Here is an 18,744-nt window from a genome sequence, read left to right on the forward strand (position 1 = left end):
CCCATCCCGAACAGGACCGTGAAACGACTCTACGCCGATGATAGTGCGGATTCCCGTGTGAAAGTAGGTAATCGTCAGGCTCCCTAAGCCAGAAACCCCCGCCCGAAAGGCGGGGGTTTTTGCATTTGAGCGGCGGAAATGCACGGCACAGGCCAAGCAATACTGCGAACGGAGCCGAGGCGGCCGACGGTCGTGGATCAGGATCTGCCATCCCCGAGCAATCCGCCACCAAGCATCGTTGATATCCTCGGTACGTTCTCTGCGGACCACGCCGATCCACCTTCAGTCAGCGTCCGGTCGATGTCGATACATCCAGTGGCGATGTTTTGATGATCGACGATGCGCGACGTTCGTCGAAGATGGTCGATAAATGTCGCCTTCTGGCGAAAATTCCCTGCTTCATCTGCCGGTCTTTCGACGAACCCTGTCGGCCTGATCGGCGTGCATCCTTCTACGAACGCACCACGAAATCGTCATAAAAATCTATGCGCATAAAGTCCGTTCGCACGGCATGCGCTGCAGAGCGGGGAGCAGGCCCTTCGGGGTAATATCGCCATTCGTCCCGATTCCCAGTGCTTTCAGGCGTCCGCTGGCGGTCGGTATCCTCCGTATTCCGTCTCTCGCACAGTTCATGACTGACAGCCCTGCCCAAGGTAGTCGGACGACCGACTTCTTGCCGTATCTCGTCGCCGCAACGTTCTTCATGGAGTACCTCGACACGACCGTGATCGCGACCGCGCTGCCGCAAATGGCGCGTTCGTTCGGTGTCGGTCCGAACGCGCTGAGCCTCGGGATGACCGCCTATATGCTCGCGCTGGCGGTGTTCATCCCGATCAGCGGCTGGATCGCGGACCGCTATGGATCGCGTACGGTATTCGCGAGTGCGATCGTCGTCTTTACCGGTGCGTCGGTGCTGTGCGGGCTGTCCGAAGGTGTCGTGACGTTCACGGCTGCACGGCTGCTGCAGGGCGTCGGCGGGGCGATGATGGTGCCGGTCGGACGGATGATCGTCGTGCGCAGCACCGAGAAGGCGAAGCTGATGCGAGCGATCGCGACGATCACGTGGCCGGGCATCGTCGCGCCGGTCGTCGGGCCGCCGATCGGCGGCTTCATCACGACCTATGCGTCATGGCGCTGGATCTTCCTGCTGAACGTCCCGTTCGGTATTGCCGCGCTCGTCTGTACCTGGCTGATCGTCCGGAACACGCGGGCCGACGAGCAACGGCCGCTCGACTGGGCTGGATTCGTGCTGGCCGGTGGTGCATTGACTTGTCTGTTGATCGGTACCGAAGCGGCCGGCCAGCAGGATGTCGACTTCATGCGCGCGGGCGTCCTGGTGGGGGCGAGCGTGCTGTTCGGCGTGGCCGCGTGGTGGCATGCGCGACGCTGCGCGCATCCGCTGCTCGACTTCACCACGCTGAAGGTGCCGACCTTCTCGGTGACGGTGATCTCCGGCTCGATCACGCGGATGGCGATCAACGCCGTGCCATACCTGCTGCCGCTGTTGTTCCAGATCGGCTTCGGGTTGTCGCCGTTCCAGTCCGGCCTGTTGCTGCTCGCGAGTGCGCTCGGTAATCTGGGGATGAAGGCGGGAACGTCGTGGATTCTCGACCGATATGGTTTCCGGCGCGTTGCGCTCGTCGACGTGACAATTGTCGGCATCTTCACGATTGCGTGCGGCTGGCTGACCGCGTCGACGCCGCTGGCAATCACGCTGCTCGTCGTATTCGTCTATGGACTCACGCGGTCGATGCAGTTCACGACGCTCGCGACACTCGCCTATGCGGATATCCCGGCGCATCAGACGAGTGCAGCCAGCACGCTGTGGAGTGCCGCACAGCAGATGACGATCGGGATGGGGATCGCGTTCGGTGCATTGTCGCTGCGGCTCGCGGCGTTGGTGCGCGGCGATGCCGCCGGCATGCATTACGTGCTCGACGATTTCCGCTGGGCGTTCGTCGCGGCCGGCGTGCTCGCGCTGCTGACGTTGCCGGGTTATGCGCGGCTGGCATCCGATGCAGGCGACCGGCTGCGGGCGAGTGTGGCGCGAGGGTAGGTCGAGCGGCGCATCCAATTTGCACCGCGACAGGTGAGCGCGACTGTTTTTCGTCGCTCACCCGAAACGTCGATCCGTTGTGGTGGTTGCGATGGCCTGACTGTCAGCGCAGTCGGCCCTTTGTCCCTGCTGCGGGCGTGGGGGCAGTAGCGTAGCGGGGTGCTCCCCGCGTGAACCAGAAATCATCCGCGTGACGAACGTCGGGACGACACCACGCTCGTCCTCGCTGCCGTCACTGCGCGTCATGAAAGATGATGCCGACCGTGTGGCGGTGGCCACTGCGAATCCGGCTCACGCCGTGGCGCAGGTTGACGCGATAGACGCCGCGCGTCCCCTGCACGGGTCTGCCATGCACGGCGAAGATCACCGCGTCGCCTTGCATCAGCGGCACCACTTCCGCCCGTGATTGCATGCGTGGCCGCTGTTCCGTCAACACGAATTCCCCGCCCGTGAAATCGCGGCCCGGCGCCGACAGCAGGATCGCGACCTGCAGCGGAAACACGTGCTCGCCATAAAGATCCTGATGGAGACAGTTGTAGTCGTCGGGACCGTATTGCAGGATCAGCGGCGTCGGTCGCGTCTGCCCCGCCGCCCGGCAGCGATCGAGGAATGTCGTGTGGTCGTTCGGATAGCGGACGTTGATTCCGAGTGCCTGGTTCCAGCGATTCGCGATGGGTGCGAGATGCGGGTAGATCGTCGTGCGAAGCTCGGCAATGACCGCGGGCAGCGGGTACGCGAAATACTTGTATTCGCCGCGGCCGAATCCGTGCCGCGCCATCACGACGCGTGAACGATAAAGCGCATCCCGTGGATAGAGCGACGCGAGCGCATCGCATTCGTTCGTCGAAATCAGGCCCGGCACACGCGCGCATCCATAGCGATCGAGCTCGGCGCCGACAATCGGCCAGTCGATGGCGTCGACGCGTTGTGCGATGTCCGGCGATTCGACGGCAGGTTGCAGATCGGCGATGTTCACGGGCGTCCCTTGGTTTGTCAGCGATGTGGCGCCGAGCCGTGCGGAATGCCCGGAAGCATTGCGTGCACGGTTGGAGCCACGAAGAAAGTTGATGAACCCAGTCTAGCGACGTTCGTGTGCAGACGCGCTCCAGATCTTGCGCTTCAATTCGGAAGCAAGAGGGAAAGGCACAGGACGCGCACGGACACATCGAAGGCGGCGACGTATCAGTGCGGAGAGGCGGAGAAGCGGAGAGGCGAAGAAGCGAAGAAGCGAGCGGCGAATCTTCCACGACAGGCGGCCGGCTCACACCGGCCACCCGTCGCAACGTGAATCAAGCCATCGACCGGAACAACCAGTAGAGCCCGCCGGCAAGCACGATCGACGCCGGCAGCGTCAGCACCCACGCGAGCACGAGGCTGCGCACCGTGCTCCATTGCAGCCCGGAGCCGTTCGCCGCCATCGTCCCCGCGACCCCCGACGACAGCACGTGTGTCGTCGACACGGGCAATCCGTACACGTCGGCGGCGCCGATCGTCAGCATCGCGACGAGTTCGGCCGATGCGCCTTGTCCGTACGTCAGATGCTGCTTGCCGATTTTCTCGCCGACGGTCACGACGATCCGCTTCCAGCCGACCATCGTGCCGAGGCCCAGCGCGATCGCGACGGCAACCTTCACCCACGTCGGAATGAATTTGGTCGCGTGGTCGAGCTGCTTGTGATAGTTGTCGATCGCCAGCTTGTCGTCGGCCGCGAACGCGGGCTGACCCGACTTCTCGATCAGGCGGATTGCTTCGGATACCAGATACATCGTGTTGCGCACGTTGTCGACGTCGCGCTGCGGCACGGCTGCCATCGAGCCCGACGTGCCGACCGCGGTCGCGAGCGACGTCGACAACTGCTGGACGGCCGGCAGCACCGCGGGCGTCAGTTCGCGATGCTGCACGTAGCGCTCGACGTCGGCACGCGGGTTTGCGGACGGCGCGACGCCGTTCGTGTACTTCCCGAACGTCGCGGCGGCCTGGTTCGCGACCGCCACGAAGGTCTGCGTCTCGGCCGGCGTGACGGCCTTGTTCAGCGCATAGGCGGTCGGCACCGTGCCGATCAGGATCAGCATGATGAGCCCCATCCCTTTCTGCCCGTCGTTCGAACCGTGCGCAAACGACACGCCCGTGCAGGTCAGGATCAGCAGGCAGCGAATCCAGAACGGCGGCGGCTGGTCTTTCGGCGGCTCCTTGTACAACTCCGGAACCCGCACGAGCGTCTTCAGCACGAGCAGCAGCAGCGCTGCGCACAGAAAGCCGACGATCGGCGAGAACAGCAGCGACTTGCCGACACCGAGCGCCTGGCCCCAGTCGACGCCGCTCGTGCCGGACGGCCCGTGCATCAGCTGGTTCATCAGCCCCACACCGATGATCGAACCGATCAGCGTATGCGAACTCGACGACGGCAACCCGAAATACCAGGTCGCGAGGTTCCACATGATGGCGGCGATCAGCAGCGCGAACACCATCGCGAAGCCCGCGCCGCTGCCGACCTGCAGGATCAGCTCGACCGGCAGCAACTGCAGGATGCCGAACGCAACGGCACCGCTCGAGACCATCACGCCGAGGAAGTTCCACATGCCGGACCAGATCACCGCGACGTTCGGCGTCAGCGAGTGCGTATAGATCACGGTGGCGACCGCGTTCGCGGTGTCGTGGAAGCCGTTGACGAATTCGAAGCCGAGCGCGATCAGCAGCGCGGCGCCGAGCAGCAGGTACGGGAACAGCTTGCCTTCGCGGATCGGCGACAGATCGTCGATCAGGTGCGTGGCGATATAGAGTGCGCCGAGCGCCAGCACCAGCAGGAAGACGGCATAGCCGACCTGTCTGGTGCGTTCGACGGAGCCCGGGTTGTTCGGTGCGGACGAAGCAGGTTGATTCATGACGCCATCTCGTGAGGGAACCGCGTCCGATCCTATCTGCGGCCAGCAGTCAGTTTGATGACAGTCGGGACCACGAACGGCGTGTCTTGCCGACGTGTAAGGCGATTGAAGGCGTGTATGCGCAACGTGACGTGCCAGCCCGCATCGTCGTCCACATAGTGAGCGCAATGGCGCTCTACGCGTTGCCGTCCGCGCTCAACGTCCATCCGTTCGGTGACGCAACAAGCGTCGTGCAGGACAGCGGCGCGACGTCGATGCGGGCCGCTGCCTTCGAATCCATCCGCTGCACATGGGCGATGGCCGCGCGGATGATCGGCGCATGCGTGATTGCGACGATGTCGCGATCTTGCCGCAGCCCGTTCAACCACGTGCCGACGCGGTGCATGGCGGCTTCGAACGATTCACCGCCGTGCGGCGACGCCGACGGGTCTGCGATCCACGCATCCAGTTCGTCCGGCAAGTCGCGTGCGAGGTCGTGCAGGCGCTGGCCTCGCCAGTTGCCGTAATCGATGTCGCGCAGTGCGTCGTCGATGTCGACATGAAGTCCGAGCGCATCGGCGGTCTGCCGCGCGCAGCATGCGGGGCTGCACAGCAGGAGCGCGCCGGCGGTACCTGCCCACCGGCCGCATAGCGCAGCGGCTTCGGCGAGCCCGCGCGCATCGAGCGGATCGTCGTCGGGAAACGCGCCGGTGCGCATCGCCCGGGTCGACGCGTGTGCGATCAGGCGCAGCGAGGTAGGCATGTTCATGTCGGTTTTCGGATGATCCGGGACGGGCGCACGTGTCCGCCTGACACCGCTTCAATACGCGAACGTTCGCGCGTACAATTCGCCCGATACGAAGCGCGGAAGCCGGTGCAAGCCCGGCGCGGTCGCGCCACTGTAACCGGTGATCGATGATCCCGGAAGCCAGACCTGCCTTCGTACCCATCCAACATTTGTCGGGGCGCGATTCCCCTGAGGTGCATCCATGAGCGAAGCAGTGCTGAAGCCGGCGGTCGTGCCGGCGCCCATTCCCGTCCGTGAACTGTTGCCGTGGGCCGTGTTCGTCGGCCTGATCCTGTTGCTCGCGCTTTATTTCGTCGGCGCGGAACAAGGTGCGACGTCGCTCGTGCCGGGCATGTACGTCCACGAATTCGTCCACGACGGCCGCCACCTGCTCGGCTTCCCCTGCCACTGACGCGGAGTTCACGATGGTCGGAAAGCTGCTCATGCGCGGGATGCTCGCAGGCATCGCCGCAGGCCTCCTCACGTTCGGTTTCGCGAAGGTCGTCGGCGAACCGCAAGTCGATCAGGCAATCTCCTTTGAAGAAAAAACCGACGCCGCCAAGGGCGACGCACCGGAACCGGAGCTGGTCAGCCGCCACACGCAGGCCGGCCTCGGCTTGCTGACGGGCGTCGTGACCTATGGCGCGGCATTCGGCGGGCTGTTCTCGCTGGTCTTCGCGTATGCCTACGGGCGAGGCAGCCGCCTCCCGGCCCGTCCGCTGGCTGCGTGGCTCGCGCTGGCGGCGTTCATCGCGCTCGTGATCGTGCCGAACCTCAAGTACCCGGCCAATCCGCCGTCGGTCGGCGACCCCGACACGATCGGCTATCGCACGGGCCTGTTCTTCCTGATGATCGCGATTTCCGTCGCGACGATGGTGTTCTCGGTCAGCGTGCGCCGCCATCTGCTGGCGAAGCTCGGTCAGTGGAACGCGTCGATCGTTGCCGGGCTCGTGTTCGTCGCGATCATCGCGGCCGTGCAGATCGGGTTGCCGTCTGTCAGCGAGTTGCCGGCCGATTTCCCGGCGGCCTTGCTGTGGAAGTTCCGCGTGGCGGCCATCGGCATGCAGGTGATCATGTGGACGACGATCGGCCTGCTGTTCGGCGCATGGGTCGAGCGCGGCGAGCGCATCGCCATGCGCGCCGCCTGACGCGCACGGCAACGGGGCACGCCTAGCGCAGCATGCGTGGCGCGCTCCCCGTCGATTCGCGCGCCAGCGCGACGAACGCGGCCAGATAGTCGATCGATGCGTCCGCTTCGCGGATGCCGAGGAAGATCTGCTTCGCGATCCCCTTCTTGCCGAGCTTGACCGGCACGACCGGCATCCGGTCGGCGTATTCGTCGGCAAGCCATCTCGGCAGCGCGGCCACGCCGCGCTCGCTCGCCACCATCTGCAGCATGATGTCGGTCGTCTCGATCGACTTGTGCCGCCTCGGCACGATGCCGGCCGGCGTCAGGAACTGGTTGTAGATGTCGAGCCGGTCGGTTTCGACCGGGTAGGTGATCAGGATCTCGTCGGTCAGCTGTTCGGGCGTCACGTAATCGGCGTTCGCGAACCGGTGCGAATCGGCGACCACCAGCACCTGCTCGTAGTCGAACACGGGGTCGAAGCGCAGGCCCGGCTTGTTCAGCGGATCGGGCGTCACGAGCACGTCGATGTCATAGCCGAACAGGGCGCCGATGCCGCCGAACTGGAAGCGCTGCTTCACGTCCACGTCGACGTCGGGCCAGCGCGACAGGTACGGCGACACGACCTTCAGCAGCCACTGGTAGCACGGGTGGCACTCCATCCCGATGCGCAGCGTGCCGCGCTCGCCCTTCGCGTACTGCTTCATCCGCTCCTCGGCGAGCTCGAACTGCGGCAGCAGCCGGTTGGCCAGCTTCAGCAGATACTGCCCGCCCTGGGTGAGCCGCAGGCCGCGGCCCTCCCGATCCCAGATCGGCGTGCCGAGCTGCTGCTCGATTTTCCGGACGGTGTGGCTGAGTGCCGATTGCGTGAGGTGCAGCGCGTGGGCGGCTGCGGTCAGTGAGCCCTGGCGCTCGACTTCACGGATCACGACGAGATGGAATCGTTCCAGCATGGATATCGCTCGTGCAACGGATACATGAAAAAATTTAATGGATGAATGAAATAATGCCATTTTATTTCATGGGATGAAATCCCTATGATGGCTGCCGGATCTTCACTTCTTCTGGACGGCAGCTCATGGTCACGACACACAACCTCGGTTTCCCGCGCATCGGTGCGAAGCGCGAACTCAAGTTCGGTCTCGAACGCTACTGGAAGGGCGAATCGTCGCGCGACGAGCTGAAGGCGCTCGGCGCCGAGCTGCGCAAGCGTCACTGGAACGACCAGCGCGACCTGGCCCTGGCCCCGATCGGCGACTTCGCGTTCTACGATCAGGTGCTCGACATGAGCTTCACGCTCGGCAACCTGCCGAAGCGCGTGCAGGGTTTCCACGGCGATGTGCTGGACAACTATTTCCGCGTCGCGCGCGGCCGTTCGGCGCAGTCGGCGGACGAGCATGCGGCGTGCTGCGGTGGTGTCTCCGCCGGTGAAATGACGAAGTGGTTCGATACGAACTACCACTACATCGTGCCGGAATTCCACGCGGACACGAACTTCTCGCTCGACCCGTCGCGCCTGCTCCAGCAACTGGCGGAAGCGCAGGCGCAGGGCGTGGCCGCGAAGCCGGTCATCCTCGGCCCCGTCACGTACCTGTGGCTCGGCAAGGCGAAGGACGATTCCGACCGCCTCGCGCTGCTGCCGAAGCTGCTGCCCGTGTACGGCGCGCTGCTCGACACGCTGACCGCGCAGGGCGTCGAATGGGTGCAGATCGACGAACCGATTCTCGTCACCGAACTCGACGCCGAGTGGCGTCAGGCATTGCGCACCGCCTATGCGGCGCTGGAAACGCGCCGCATCAAGCTGCTGCTCGCCACCTACTTCGGCCAGCTTCAGGACAACCTGGCGCTCGCGAGTTCGCTGCCGGTCGACGGGCTGCATGTCGATGCGATCAACGCACGCGACGAAGTCGACGCGCTGGTGCGTGAACTGCCGGCCGGGCGCGTGCTGTCGGTTGGCGCGATCAACGGCCGCAACATCTGGAAGACGGACCTGAACGCGACGCTCGACTGGCTCGAACCGCTCGCGAAGCAACTGGGCGATCGCCTGTGGCTCGCCCCGTCGTGCTCGCTGCTGCACGTGCCGGTCGATCTCGCGAGCGAGGAGAAGCTCGATGCGGAAATCCGCTCGTGGCTCGCGTTCGCGCTGCAGAAGCTCGACGAGCTGAAGGTGCTCGCGACCGCGCTGAACGAAGGCCGCGACAAGGTGGCCGATGCACTGGCCGCGAACGCTGCCGCGATCCATTCGCGCCGCCACTCGCCGCGCGTGCACAACCCGGCGGTGAAGGCCGCGATCGCCCGCATCGACGCGAAGCTGGGCAACCGCATGAGCCCCTACACGCAGCGTGCGTCGGAGCAGTCGGCACGCCTGAAGCTGCCGGCGTTCCCGACGACGACGATCGGCTCGTTCCCGCAGACCGGCGAAATCCGTCACGCGCGCAGCCAGTTCAAGGCCGGTGCGCTGGACGATGCGGGCTACCGGGCCGCGATGCAGGCTGAAATCGAACGCAGCGTGCGCGAGCAGGAAGCACTGGAACTCGACGTGCTGGTGCACGGCGAAGCCGAGCGCAACGACATGGTCGAATACTTCGGCGAGCAGCTCGACGGCTACGCGTTCAGCCAGTTCGGCTGGGTGCAGTCGTACGGTTCGCGTTGCGTGAAGCCGCCGATCCTGTTCGGCGACATCAGTCGCCCGAAGGCGATGACGGTCGAATGGATCACGTATGCGCAGTCGCTGACGAACAAGCCGATGAAGGGCATGCTGACCGGCCCCGTGACGATCCTGAACTGGTCGTTCGTGCGCGACGACCAGCCGCGCTCGGTGTCGTGCTACCAGCTCGCGCTGGCGATCCGCGAGGAAGTGCTCGATCTCGAGAAGGCCGGCGTGCGCGTGATCCAGATCGACGAGGCCGCCCTGCGCGAAGGGCTGCCGCTGCGCCGCGCGCAATGGGGCGCGTACCTGAAGTGGGCGGTCGAGTCGTTCCGCATCACCGCGAACGGCGTGCAGGACGACACGCAGATCCATACGCACATGTGCTATTCGGAGTTCAACGACATCATCGCGTCGATCGCCGACATGGATGCGGACGTGATCACGATCGAGACCTCGCGCTCGGACATGGAGCTGCTCGACGCGTTCGACGACTTCAAGTATCCGAACGAGATCGGGCCGGGCGTGTACGACATTCACTCGCCAAACATCCCGACGCAGGAACATATCGTCGGCCTGATGAGGAAGGCGGCGGAACGGATTCCGGCGGAGCGTCTGTGGGTCAATCCGGACTGCGGGCTGAAGACGCGCCAGTGGGCGGAAGTGATTCCGGCGCTGACGAACATGGTCGCTGCCGCGAAGACGCTGCGCAGCCAGGCGCAATAACGCAGCGAGCGCTGCACGCCGCCGTTGCGGTCGAAGATCGGACGGCAAAAAAAACGGCCCGCGGAAGCGGGCCGTTTTGCGTCATGCGAGCACTTGCGTTATGCCGTGCGTGCGCCGCGCGGCAGCGGCTCGTTCGTCTTGCCGGGCGCGCCGGCATCGTCGATGCTGACGCGGCGCGAGATCAACCACACGCACAGCGACGACAGGAGCGCGGCGCTCGTGTACTGGAGCGCGAGCGGCCACCATTGCGGCGCGGTGTTCTGCGCGATGATGGTCGCGACGAGCGGCGTGAGGCCGCCGGCGAGCGCGCCGCACACCTGGTACGCGATCGAGATCGCCGTGTAGCGGATGCGTGCGACGAAGATGCCGCTGACGAAGCCCGCGACCACCGAGTAGTAGCCCGACTCCGCGAGCGTCGCGAGGCCGACGCCGACCGTGATCGACAGCGGCGTGCCCATGTGCACGAGCGGCAGCATCACGAACGGGACGATCGCGGCCCATGCGCCGGTGATCAGCAGCACGCGCGTGGTGCCGAAGCGCTGCGCGAGGAACGCGGCCGCGAGCTGCACGACGAACTGCAGCACCGCGACGATCGTCATGCAATGCAGCACCATCGACCGGTCGAGCGACAGGAACTGCGTCGCGTAGCTGATCATGAAGATGTTGCTGAAATACACGCCGGCGATGCCGTACACGTTCGCGCCGATCGCGAGCAGCAGCAGCGGCCAGTACTTGAGCGCTTCGCGCAGCGGTTTTTGCGCGATGTTGCCGCTCTTCCTGACTTCCTCGAACTCGGGCGATTCGGACACGCTCGCGCGGATCACGAAGCCGACGATCAGTAGCACGGAACTCGCGAGGAACGGCACGCGCCAGCCCCAGCTCATCATGTCTTCCTTCGACAGCGTGCTGATCGCGCCGAACGCGAGCATCGACAGGATCAGGCCGCTCGCGCTGCCGAGCTGCGCGAACGACGCGAAGAACGTGCGTTTGCCTTCCGGCGCATGCTCGCCGGCGAGCAGCACCGCGCCGCCCCATTCGCCGCCGACCGCGATGCCTTGCAGCACCCGCATCAGCACGAGCAGGACCGGTGCAATCACACCGGCTTGCGCGTGGGTCGGCAGCAGGCCGATCGCGACCGTCGACACCGCCATCAGCATCAGCGTCGCGAGCAGCGAGCGCTTGCGGCCGAAGCGGTCGCCGAGATAGCCGAACATCACGCCGCCGAGCGGCCGTGCGAAGAAGCCCACCGCGAACGAGCCGAACGATGCGAGGAGGCTGATGAAGCGGTTTTCGCCGGGAAAGAACAGCGGCCCGAACACGATGGCGGCGGCGGTCGCGTAGCTATAGAAGTCGTACCACTCGATCGTGGTGCCGACGAACGACGCGAGCGCCGCCCGCTTGGGTTGCTTGACGGAAGTCCCCATCTTGATATGTGCTCCTCTGGAATCCTTTGATTTTGGAATAGGGGGGGGCGGGAATCAGTCGCGATACGCGACGCCCGGCAGCACGCACAGCAGCTCGTAAGCGAGGTTCGCGCCGAGCAGCGCCGTGGTGCCGAACGGGTCGTACGGCGGCGCGACTTCGACGAGATCGCAACCGACGATGTTCAGCCCCTTCGCGCCGCGGATGATCTCGAGCGCCTGCGGCACCGTGAGGCCCGCGATTTCCGGCGTGCCGGTGCCCGGCGCGTAGGCCGGGTCGATGCCGTCGATGTCGAAGCTGATGTAGACGGGCGTATCGCCGACGCGCGCGCGCACTTCTTCCATCAGCGGCGCGAGCGACTTGTTCCAGCATTCCTCGGCCTGGACGACGCGGAAGCCCTGCTCGCGGCACCAGTCGAAATCCTCGGCGGCGTAGCCGGTGCCGCGCAGGCCGATCTGCGTGACCTTGTCGCCGTGCAGCAGGCCTTCCTCGACCGCGCGGCGGAACGGCGTGCCGTGCGCGATCTTTTCGCCCATCATCGTGTCGTTCACGTCGGCGTGTGCATCGACGTGGATCAATGCAACCTTGCCGTGCTTGCGGTGGATCGCGCGCAGGATCGGCAGCGCGATCGTGTGGTCGCCGCCCAGCGTGATCGGCTTGCAGTCATGCTCGAGGATCGCGTCGTACGCGGCTTCGATGCGCGCGATGGAATCGTGCAGGTTGTACGGATTGATCGCGACGTCGCCGATGTCGGCGATCTGCAGCGAATCGAACGGCGCGGCGCGCGTGGCCATGTTGTACGGGCGCAGCAGCACGGATTCGGTGCGGATCTGGCGCGGGCCGAAGCGTGCGCCGGTGCGGTTGGAGGTGCCGAGGTCGAACGGCACGCCGACGAAGCAGGCGTCGAGGCCTTCGGCGCTCGCCACGTGCGGCAGGCGCATCATCGTCGCGATGCCGCCGCAGCGCGGCATTTCATTGCCGCCGAGCGGCTGGAAATGGGTGTGGTCGTTCATGGGCTGTCTCTTCCGATGTGGGGTTGCCGTATCATGCGACGCGGCCTGGCGCACAGTTTTACGCGCTCCGCCGGGAAAGAAGAATGCGAAGATATCGACGTAAACATCGATTTTCATCGATGTATGGAAGGGGATGAACGTGCTGGGGAATCTGTCGACCCTCGATCTGCGGTTGATCCGCGTGTTTCTCGCGGTCACGGACGCGGGCGGCGTGTCGGCCGCGCAGGCCGTGCTGAACGTCGGGCAGTCGACGATCAGCGCGCAGCTTTCGTCGCTGGAGACGCGGCTCGGCTACCGGCTCTGCGAGCGCGGCCGCAGCGGTTTCCGGCTCACGCCGAAGGGCGAGCGGTTCCACGCGATGAGCCGCAAGCTGCTCGCGGCGCTCGACGAATTCGGGATGGCCGCGCGGCACATGGACCGCCAGCTGGTCGGTACGCTGCACATCGGCCTGATCGGCCATACGCCGGTGAGCCAGAACGCGCGGATCGCCGAGGCGATCGCCGCGTTCCGCACGCGCGACGAGGCCGTGCGCTTCTCGATCTCCGTGCGCGCGCCGGGCGATCTCGAGGAGAAGCTACTGAGCGACGAGATCCAGATCGCGGTCGGCTACTTCTGGCACCGGGTGCCGTCGCTGCACTACACGCCGCTGTTCATCGAGCGCCAGGTCGCGTACTGCGGGCGCGGCCATCCGCTGTTCGACGGCGCCGGCGCGCTGACGCCGGCCGATGTCGCGGGCTTCGAATGGGCGTGGCGCTCGTATCCGCTGCCCGAAGCACAGATGTCGACGACGCCCGACCGTGTGACCGCGACGGCCGACAACATGGAGGCCGTCGCGCTGCTGATCCTGTCCGGCCACCACCTCGGCTACCTGCCGCAGCATTTCGCGGCGCCCTACGTCGCGCAGGGGCTGCTCGCGCCGCTCAATCCGGAGCAACTGCGCTACGACGTCACGTTCCACATGGTCGTCGCCCGCAACGGGCGCGGCAATCCGCTCGTGGAAGCGTTTCTCGAGGATCTGGAACGCGCGCACCAGCCGACCGACATCGCGTAGGCGGCCGGCATCGACAATGTGAACGAGTGTTGCGGCGGCGCGGCCCGACGCGGCCCACATCGACGGGCGTCGAAGTGATGAAACGGGTGTCGGGCCCGGCTTGCGTGAACCGTGCACGCGCCGGCATCACGGCACCGGCAGCCCCGCGTCGTGCTTGACCTCGCGCAGCGACAGCGCCGATTCGATCGACGTCACGCCCGGCAGCATCCGCAGCGATTCGCGCAGGAACGTGCCGTAATCGTCGAGATCGCGCGCCACGACCTGCAGCAGATAATCGGCGGTGCCCGCCACGTTGTGGCACGCCAGGATCCGCTCGATGCCGAGCACTTCCCGTTCGAAGCGGTCGGCGGTCTTGCGGTCGTGCGTCGCGAACCGCACGAGCACGAACGCAACGACGCCATAGCCGAGCGCCTGGCGCGACAGCTGCGCGCGGTATCGCTCGATGTAGCCGTCGTTTTCGAGGCGCTTCAGGCGGCGCGCGCAAGGGGTCTCGGAGAGGCCCACTGTGTCGGCGAGGCGGGCGATCGGCAGGCGGCCGTCGCGCTGCACCGCGGCAAGGATGGCGCGGTCGGTCTTGTCGAGTTCGGTCATGATGGCGGATTCTTGATGCGGATTCGACGATTGTGGCGGATTCCCCTACGGATCGCCAATCCTGAGCCAAAGATGGCCAATAATCCCTCGCGCTCCAGCGGCAACATATCGCCGTAAGAGGAGAGGGGCAGACCATGATTTCCACGCATTTGCTGTTGATTTATCTCGCCGCGCTGGCGGCCATCTACGCGGTGCCGGGGCCGGACATGGCGCTCGTGCTGCAGACCAGCATCGGCCGCGGCGTGCGGCCGGGAATGGCCGCTGCCGCGGGCCTGTCGCTCGCGCGCACCGCGCACGTGACGTTGTCCGCCTGCGGTGTCGCGGCGCTGATCCGCAGCGCGCCGTGGCTGTACGAAGTGATCCGCTACGGCGGCGCGCTGTATCTCGCGTATGTCGCGATCCAGGTGTTCCGTTCGCCCGTGTTCGCGCTCGGCGACGGCGACGCGGCGGCCACGGCGGGCGAGTTGCGGCAGTCGTTCGTGAAGGGCCTGCTCACCAACCTGCTGAACCCGAAGGCACTGTTGTTCTGCTCGGTGCTGCTGCCGCAGTTCGTGCGTCCCGAGGCCGGGCCGGTGGTGTTGCAGATGTTCGAACTGGGCGCGCTGCTGGTGGCGGCCGGCGTGTGCTTCGACCTCGCGTGCGTGTTCGGCGCGTCGCGGATCGCCGCGTGGATGCGTGCGCATCCGCTCGCGCAGACGGTGCAGCGCTGGACGTTTTCGGCGGCGCTGATCGGCTTTGCGCTGCGCCTGTCGATGGACTGAGTGCCGCCGCGGCGTCGCGCCGGCGCAGGTCGCGCGGCGCGTCGCCGCATCCGACGAGGGCCGCGCGCAACGCCGGCCCGCGCGTGCGCCCCCCGCAGAAGGGCGTGCGCGCAAATCGTCTGACTGATCTAAACTCCCTGTTACTTCGCGCTGTCGCGAACCCGAACGACCGAACGGAACCGTCTCCCGCCGGCCCTGTCCGATTTCCTGGCTGTTCCGTGCAACGCGGTACCAAGGAGGGTCTGAACATGGCAAGGCATCTTCACGCCGACCGTGAACCCCGAATCGTCGCCGAGTCCAAGTGCCTCGGGCCGTGCGATCCGGCAGAACGCATCCACGTCACGATCATGTTGCGGCGGCAGGAAGAAGGACAACTCGATACGCTGCTTCACCAGCTCGCCACCGGCGACGCGCAAGCGAAACCGGTGTCGCGCGAAACCTTCGCGCAACGTTTTTCCGCCAATCCCGACGACATTCGCAAGGCCGAGGACTTCGCGCGTCGCCATCAGCTGACGGTCGATCGCGTCGATCCGGTCGAAAGCGTCGTCGTGGTGTCCGGCACGATCCAGCAGTTCGAAGCCGCGTTCGGCGTCAAGCTCGAGCGCTTCGAGCATCGGTCGATCGGCCAGTATCGCGGCCGCTCCGGCCCGATCGCGCTGCCCGACGATCTCGGCGACGCCGTCACGGCCGTGCTCGGCCTCGACAGCCGTCCGCAGGCGCGGCCGCACTTCCGGCTGCGGCCGCCTTTCACGCCCGCGCGCGGCGGCGCGGCGGGCGTCACGTTCACCCCGGTCCAGCTCGCATCGCTGTACGGCTTCCCGGCCGGCGACGGCGCCGGGCAGTGCATCGCGATCATCGAGCTCGGCGGCGGCTATCGCGCGGCGGACATCCAGCAGTATTTCCGCGGGCTCGGCATCACGAAGCCGCCGACGCTCGTCGACGTCAACGTCGGCACCGGCCGCAACACGCCGACCGGCGATCCGAGCGGCCCGGACGGTGAAGTCGCGCTCGACATCGAGATCGCCGGCGCGATCGCGCCCGCCGCGAAGATCGCCGTCTATTTCGCCCCGAACAGCGACGCGGGCTTCATCCAGGCCGTCAACGCGGCCGTCAGCGACAGGACCCACAAGCCGTCGGTGATCTCGATCAGCTGGGGCGGCCCGGAGGCGATCTGGCAGGCGCAGTCCGCGCAGGCGTTCAACCGCGTGCTGCAGGCGGCGGCCGCGCAGGGCATCACGGTGTGCGCGGCCTCCGGCGACAGCGGCTCGGGCGACGGGTTGCAGGACGGCGCCGATCATGTCGACTTCCCCGCATCGAGCCCGTATGTGCTCGGCTGCGGCGGCACGCAGCTCGACGCGCTGCCCGGGCAGGGCATTCGCAGCGAGGTCACGTGGAACGACGAGGCGGCCGGCGGCGGCGCGGGCGGGGGCGGCGTCAGCACGCTGTTCGACCTGCCGGTGTGGCAGCAGGGGCTTGCCGCGACGCTGGCCGACGGCAGCCGCGTGCCGCTCGCGAAGCGCGGCGTGCCGGACGTCGCCGGCGATGCATCGCCGCAGACCGGCTACGAAGTGTCGATCGCGGGCACGGCCACGGTGATGGGCGGCACGAGTGCGGTTGCGCCGCTGTGGGCCGCGCTGATCGCGCGGATCAACGCGGCGGCTAGTGCGGCGGGCGGTGCGTCCGCCGGCTGGGTCAATCCGGTGCTCTACAGGAATCCCGGTGCGCTGCGCGACATCACGCACGGCTCGAACGGGACCTACGCGGCCGCGCAGGGCTGGGATGCCTGCACGGGCCTCGGCAGCCCGAACGGCGCGCAGCTCGCCGCGATCCTGACGCGCAAGCCGTCGAGCTGACGGCCGCGGTACACGTCTTTCCGCATGGCGCGGGCTGCCTGCCCGCGCCTTTTTCTCACCTCCAGGAGCAGCACGATGGGCATCGATTCCGCATCTTCCGGCGGCGTGTATCCGCTGCATCACGGCGACCACAATTCGCATGGCGTGCCGCCGACCGTCAACCCGGTCGCGTTGAGCCACGGCCGTGACCAGCCGTTCTTCGATCCGGTCGCGTACGGCAACGGCCCCGACGATTCGGTGACCGACACCACCGAGGCGGCCGCGATCACGCATCACACGATCCTGATCGACGGGAAGCGCATCGCCTACACGGCGACGGCCGGCCATCTCGTGACGGTCGACCCGAGCAGTTCGCTGCCGGCCGCGAAGCTCTTCTACGTCGCGTTCACGGCCGACGGCGCGAAGGAAGAAACGCGGCCCGTGACGTTCTTCTACAACGGCGGGCCCGGCTCGTCGTCGGTGTTCGTGCTGCTGGGCTCGTTCGCGCCGAAGCGCATCAAGACGTCGATGCCGGGGTTCACGCCGCCCGCGCCGTACCAGATGGAAGACAACCCGGACAGCATGATCGACCACAGCGACCTGGTGTTCATCAACCCGGTCGGCACCGGGTATTCGGCGGCCGTCGCGCCGAACAAGAACCGCAACTTCTGGGGCGTCGACCAGGATGCGGATTCGCTGAAGCAGTTCATCAAGCGCTACCTGACGAAGAACAACCGCTGGAATTCGCCGAAATACCTGTTCGGCGAATCGTACGGCACCGCACGCAGCTGCGTGCTCGCATACAAGCTGCACGAGGACGGTGTCGACCTGAACGGCGTCACGCTGCAATCGTCGATCCTCGACTACCGGCAGGCCGGCAACCCGGTCGGCGCGCTGCCGACCGCGGCGGCCGATGCGTGGTATCACAAGAAGCTCGGCGTCACGCCGGCGCCGACCGATCTCGGCGCGTTCGTCGAGGAAGTCGCGCAGTTCGCGCGCACCGACTACCTGAACGCGTTGCGCACGGTCCCGCATGCGAACCCGGCCGCCGTGCAGAAGCTGTCGCAATACACGGGCATCGATACGGCGACGCTGCAATCGTGGAGCCTCGACATCGCCGGCTACGACGCGCGCGGCAATTCGCTGTTCCTGACGACGCTGCTGCATGCGCAGGGGCTCGCGCTCGGCTCGTACGACGGCCGCGTGACCGGGATCTCGTCGGGCATCGCCGGCAAGATCGACCCGAACTCGGGCGGCAACGATCCGACGATGACGGCCGTGACGGGCGTCTATACGGCGATGTGGAACAGCTACCTGAACGAGCAGCTGAAGTTCACGTCGAATTCCGCGTTCACCGACCTGAACGACCAGGCGTTCCAGAACTGGGATTTCAGCCACATCGATCCGACCGGCGCGCAGCAGGGTATCGATGCGCAGGGGAACGTGATCCTCTATACGGCCGGCGATCTCGCCGCGGTGATGGCGCTGAACGTCGACCTGAAGGTGCTGTCGGCGAACGGTTTCTACGATTTCGTCACGCCGTTCTACCAGACCGTGATCGACCTGCAGCAGATGCCGCTCGAGGACCAGAAGGTGCGGCAGAACCTGTCCGCGCGTTTTTATCCGTCGGGGCACATGGTGTATCTCGACGGCGGCTCGCGTACCGCGCTCAAGCGCGATCTCGCGGCGATGTACGACGCGACGGTGAGCGATACGGGGGCGCGGATGCGGATTCGCGCGCTGCAGGCGTCGAAGACGGGCGGGCACGCATAGGGTTGCCCGCCGCCGGGTGGCCGCGCGTAGCCGTCACGGCCGCGCGCGGCGGTTGGGCTCCGACGCTGCCGGCCGGTCGCCGGGCCCCGCAGCGCAGG

15 protein-coding genes and 1 riboswitch are annotated in these 18,744 nt (G+C 66.3%); of the genes, 8 read left to right on the plus strand and 7 right to left on the minus strand.

Going from position 1 to position 18,744, the window contains the following annotated elements; translation table 11 throughout:
* Positions 1-631: 631 nt before the first annotated feature.
* Positions 632-2,056 carry an MFS transporter gene (locus E9536_RS16990; protein ID WP_136470236.1) on the plus strand — a complete coding sequence of 475 codons (1,425 nt, stop codon included), beginning with the start codon at positions 632-634 and terminating at the stop codon, positions 2,054-2,056.
* A gap of 232 nt (positions 2,057-2,288) precedes the next feature.
* Here the strand turns inward: E9536_RS16990 and E9536_RS16995 are convergent, their stop codons facing one another.
* The 3 genes from E9536_RS16995 to E9536_RS17005 form a co-directional block, all read right to left on the minus strand.
* Positions 2,289-3,032 (minus strand): 2OG-Fe(II) oxygenase, encoded by a 744-nt coding sequence (locus tag E9536_RS16995; protein WP_136470237.1) that lies wholly within the window; start codon positions 3,030-3,032, stop codon positions 2,289-2,291.
* A 313-nt stretch (positions 3,033-3,345) separates the two neighbouring features.
* A complete protein-coding gene (locus E9536_RS17000; protein WP_060206547.1) occupies positions 3,346-4,938 on the minus strand; it encodes an inorganic phosphate transporter in 1,593 nt (530 codons plus the stop codon).
* A gap of 175 nt (positions 4,939-5,113) precedes the next feature.
* Complete coding sequence (locus E9536_RS17005; protein WP_136470238.1) at positions 5,114-5,686, minus strand: histidine phosphatase family protein; 573 nt, start codon at positions 5,684-5,686, stop codon at positions 5,114-5,116.
* A gap of 45 nt (positions 5,687-5,731) precedes the next feature.
* Positions 5,732-5,874, plus strand: a riboswitch (cobalamin riboswitch).
* A 32-nt stretch (positions 5,875-5,906) separates the two neighbouring features.
* Here E9536_RS17005 and E9536_RS17010 point away from each other — a divergent pair.
* Together E9536_RS17010 and E9536_RS17015 are read left to right on the plus strand one after the other, a co-directional pair.
* Positions 5,907-6,116, plus strand: coding sequence for a CbtB-domain containing protein (locus E9536_RS17010; protein ID WP_006488502.1), 210 nt, complete (start codon positions 5,907-5,909; stop codon positions 6,114-6,116).
* Between the two features lie 13 nt (positions 6,117-6,129).
* Positions 6,130-6,852 (plus strand): CbtA family protein, encoded by a 723-nt coding sequence (locus tag E9536_RS17015; RefSeq protein ID WP_060170472.1) that lies wholly within the window; start codon positions 6,130-6,132, stop codon positions 6,850-6,852.
* A gap of 22 nt (positions 6,853-6,874) precedes the next feature.
* Here E9536_RS17015 and E9536_RS17020 read toward each other — a convergent pair whose 3' ends face one another.
* Complete coding sequence (locus E9536_RS17020) at positions 6,875-7,783, minus strand: LysR family transcriptional regulator (protein WP_027790525.1); 909 nt, start codon at positions 7,781-7,783, stop codon at positions 6,875-6,877.
* A 125-nt stretch (positions 7,784-7,908) separates the two neighbouring features.
* Between E9536_RS17020 and metE the strand changes: the two genes are divergently transcribed.
* Positions 7,909-10,203: a 5-methyltetrahydropteroyltriglutamate--homocysteine S-methyltransferase gene (metE, locus tag E9536_RS17025; protein ID WP_136470239.1), complete on the plus strand. Its 2,295-nt coding sequence runs from the start codon at positions 7,909-7,911 to the stop codon at positions 10,201-10,203.
* Between the two features lie 98 nt (positions 10,204-10,301).
* On the opposite strand, the gene E9536_RS17030 is transcribed toward metE, so the two are convergent.
* Together E9536_RS17030 and speB are read right to left on the minus strand one after the other, a co-directional pair.
* The gene (locus E9536_RS17030; RefSeq protein WP_027790527.1) at positions 10,302-11,627 is read right to left on the minus strand and encodes an MFS transporter; all 1,326 of its coding nucleotides are present in this window, start codon (positions 11,625-11,627) and stop codon (positions 10,302-10,304) included.
* A gap of 54 nt (positions 11,628-11,681) precedes the next feature.
* On the minus strand, positions 11,682-12,638 hold the full coding sequence (gene speB, locus E9536_RS17035; RefSeq protein ID WP_011353980.1) for an agmatinase: 957 nt from the start codon (positions 12,636-12,638) through the stop codon (positions 11,682-11,684).
* A 139-nt stretch (positions 12,639-12,777) separates the two neighbouring features.
* On the opposite strand from speB, the gene E9536_RS17040 reads away from it, so the two are divergent.
* On the plus strand, positions 12,778-13,689 hold the full coding sequence (locus tag E9536_RS17040; protein ID WP_027790528.1) for a LysR family transcriptional regulator: 912 nt from the start codon (positions 12,778-12,780) through the stop codon (positions 13,687-13,689).
* Positions 13,690-13,815: 126 nt separating this feature from the next.
* On the opposite strand, the gene E9536_RS17045 is transcribed toward E9536_RS17040, so the two are convergent.
* Entirely contained in the window at positions 13,816-14,280 is a 465-nt protein-coding gene (locus tag E9536_RS17045) for an Lrp/AsnC family transcriptional regulator (RefSeq protein ID WP_027790529.1), read from the minus strand.
* A gap of 134 nt (positions 14,281-14,414) precedes the next feature.
* Between E9536_RS17045 and E9536_RS17050 the strand changes: the two genes are divergently transcribed.
* The 3 genes from E9536_RS17050 (at position 14,415) to E9536_RS17060 (ending at position 18,646) form a co-directional block, all read left to right on the plus strand.
* Entirely contained in the window at positions 14,415-15,041 is a 627-nt protein-coding gene (locus tag E9536_RS17050; RefSeq protein WP_027790530.1) for a LysE family translocator, read from the plus strand.
* A gap of 248 nt (positions 15,042-15,289) precedes the next feature.
* The gene (locus E9536_RS17055; protein WP_124673852.1) at positions 15,290-16,894 is read left to right on the plus strand and encodes a S53 family peptidase; all 1,605 of its coding nucleotides are present in this window, start codon (positions 15,290-15,292) and stop codon (positions 16,892-16,894) included.
* A gap of 75 nt (positions 16,895-16,969) precedes the next feature.
* Positions 16,970-18,646: a peptidase S1 gene (locus E9536_RS17060; RefSeq protein ID WP_059697056.1), complete on the plus strand. Its 1,677-nt coding sequence runs from the start codon at positions 16,970-16,972 to the stop codon at positions 18,644-18,646.
* The last annotated feature ends 98 nt before the right edge of the window (positions 18,647-18,744 follow it).

The organism is Burkholderia sp. LS-044, assembly GCF_004803625.1.
In the GTDB taxonomy this organism is placed as follows: Bacteria; Pseudomonadota; Gammaproteobacteria; order Burkholderiales; family Burkholderiaceae; genus Burkholderia; species Burkholderia cepacia.

Bases quoted from the DNA above. Each gene is read 5' to 3' on its own strand.
- E9536_RS16990 (WP_136470236.1), top strand. From the start codon at position 632: ATGACTGACAGCCCTGCCCAAGGTAGTCGGACGACCGACTTCTTGCCG.
- E9536_RS17000 (WP_060206547.1), bottom strand. From the start codon at position 4,938: ATGAATCAACCTGCTTCGTCCGCACCGAACAACCCGGGCTCCGTCGAA.
- E9536_RS17005 (WP_136470238.1), bottom strand. From the start codon at position 5,686: ATGAACATGCCTACCTCGCTGCGCCTGATCGCACACGCGTCGACCCGG.
- E9536_RS17010 (WP_006488502.1), top strand. From the start codon at position 5,907: ATGAGCGAAGCAGTGCTGAAGCCGGCGGTCGTGCCGGCGCCCATTCCC.
- E9536_RS17015 (WP_060170472.1), top strand. From the start codon at position 6,130: ATGGTCGGAAAGCTGCTCATGCGCGGGATGCTCGCAGGCATCGCCGCA.
- E9536_RS17020 (WP_027790525.1), bottom strand. From the start codon at position 7,783: ATGCTGGAACGATTCCATCTCGTCGTGATCCGTGAAGTCGAGCGCCAG.
- metE (WP_136470239.1), top strand. From the start codon at position 7,909: ATGGTCACGACACACAACCTCGGTTTCCCGCGCATCGGTGCGAAGCGC.
- E9536_RS17030 (WP_027790527.1), bottom strand. From the start codon at position 11,627: ATGGGGACTTCCGTCAAGCAACCCAAGCGGGCGGCGCTCGCGTCGTTC.
- speB (WP_011353980.1), bottom strand. From the start codon at position 12,638: ATGAACGACCACACCCATTTCCAGCCGCTCGGCGGCAATGAAATGCCG.
- E9536_RS17045 (WP_027790529.1), bottom strand. From the start codon at position 14,280: ATGACCGAACTCGACAAGACCGACCGCGCCATCCTTGCCGCGGTGCAG.
- E9536_RS17050 (WP_027790530.1), top strand. From the start codon at position 14,415: ATGATTTCCACGCATTTGCTGTTGATTTATCTCGCCGCGCTGGCGGCC.
- E9536_RS17055 (WP_124673852.1), top strand. From the start codon at position 15,290: ATGGCAAGGCATCTTCACGCCGACCGTGAACCCCGAATCGTCGCCGAG.
- E9536_RS17060 (WP_059697056.1), top strand. From the start codon at position 16,970: ATGGGCATCGATTCCGCATCTTCCGGCGGCGTGTATCCGCTGCATCAC.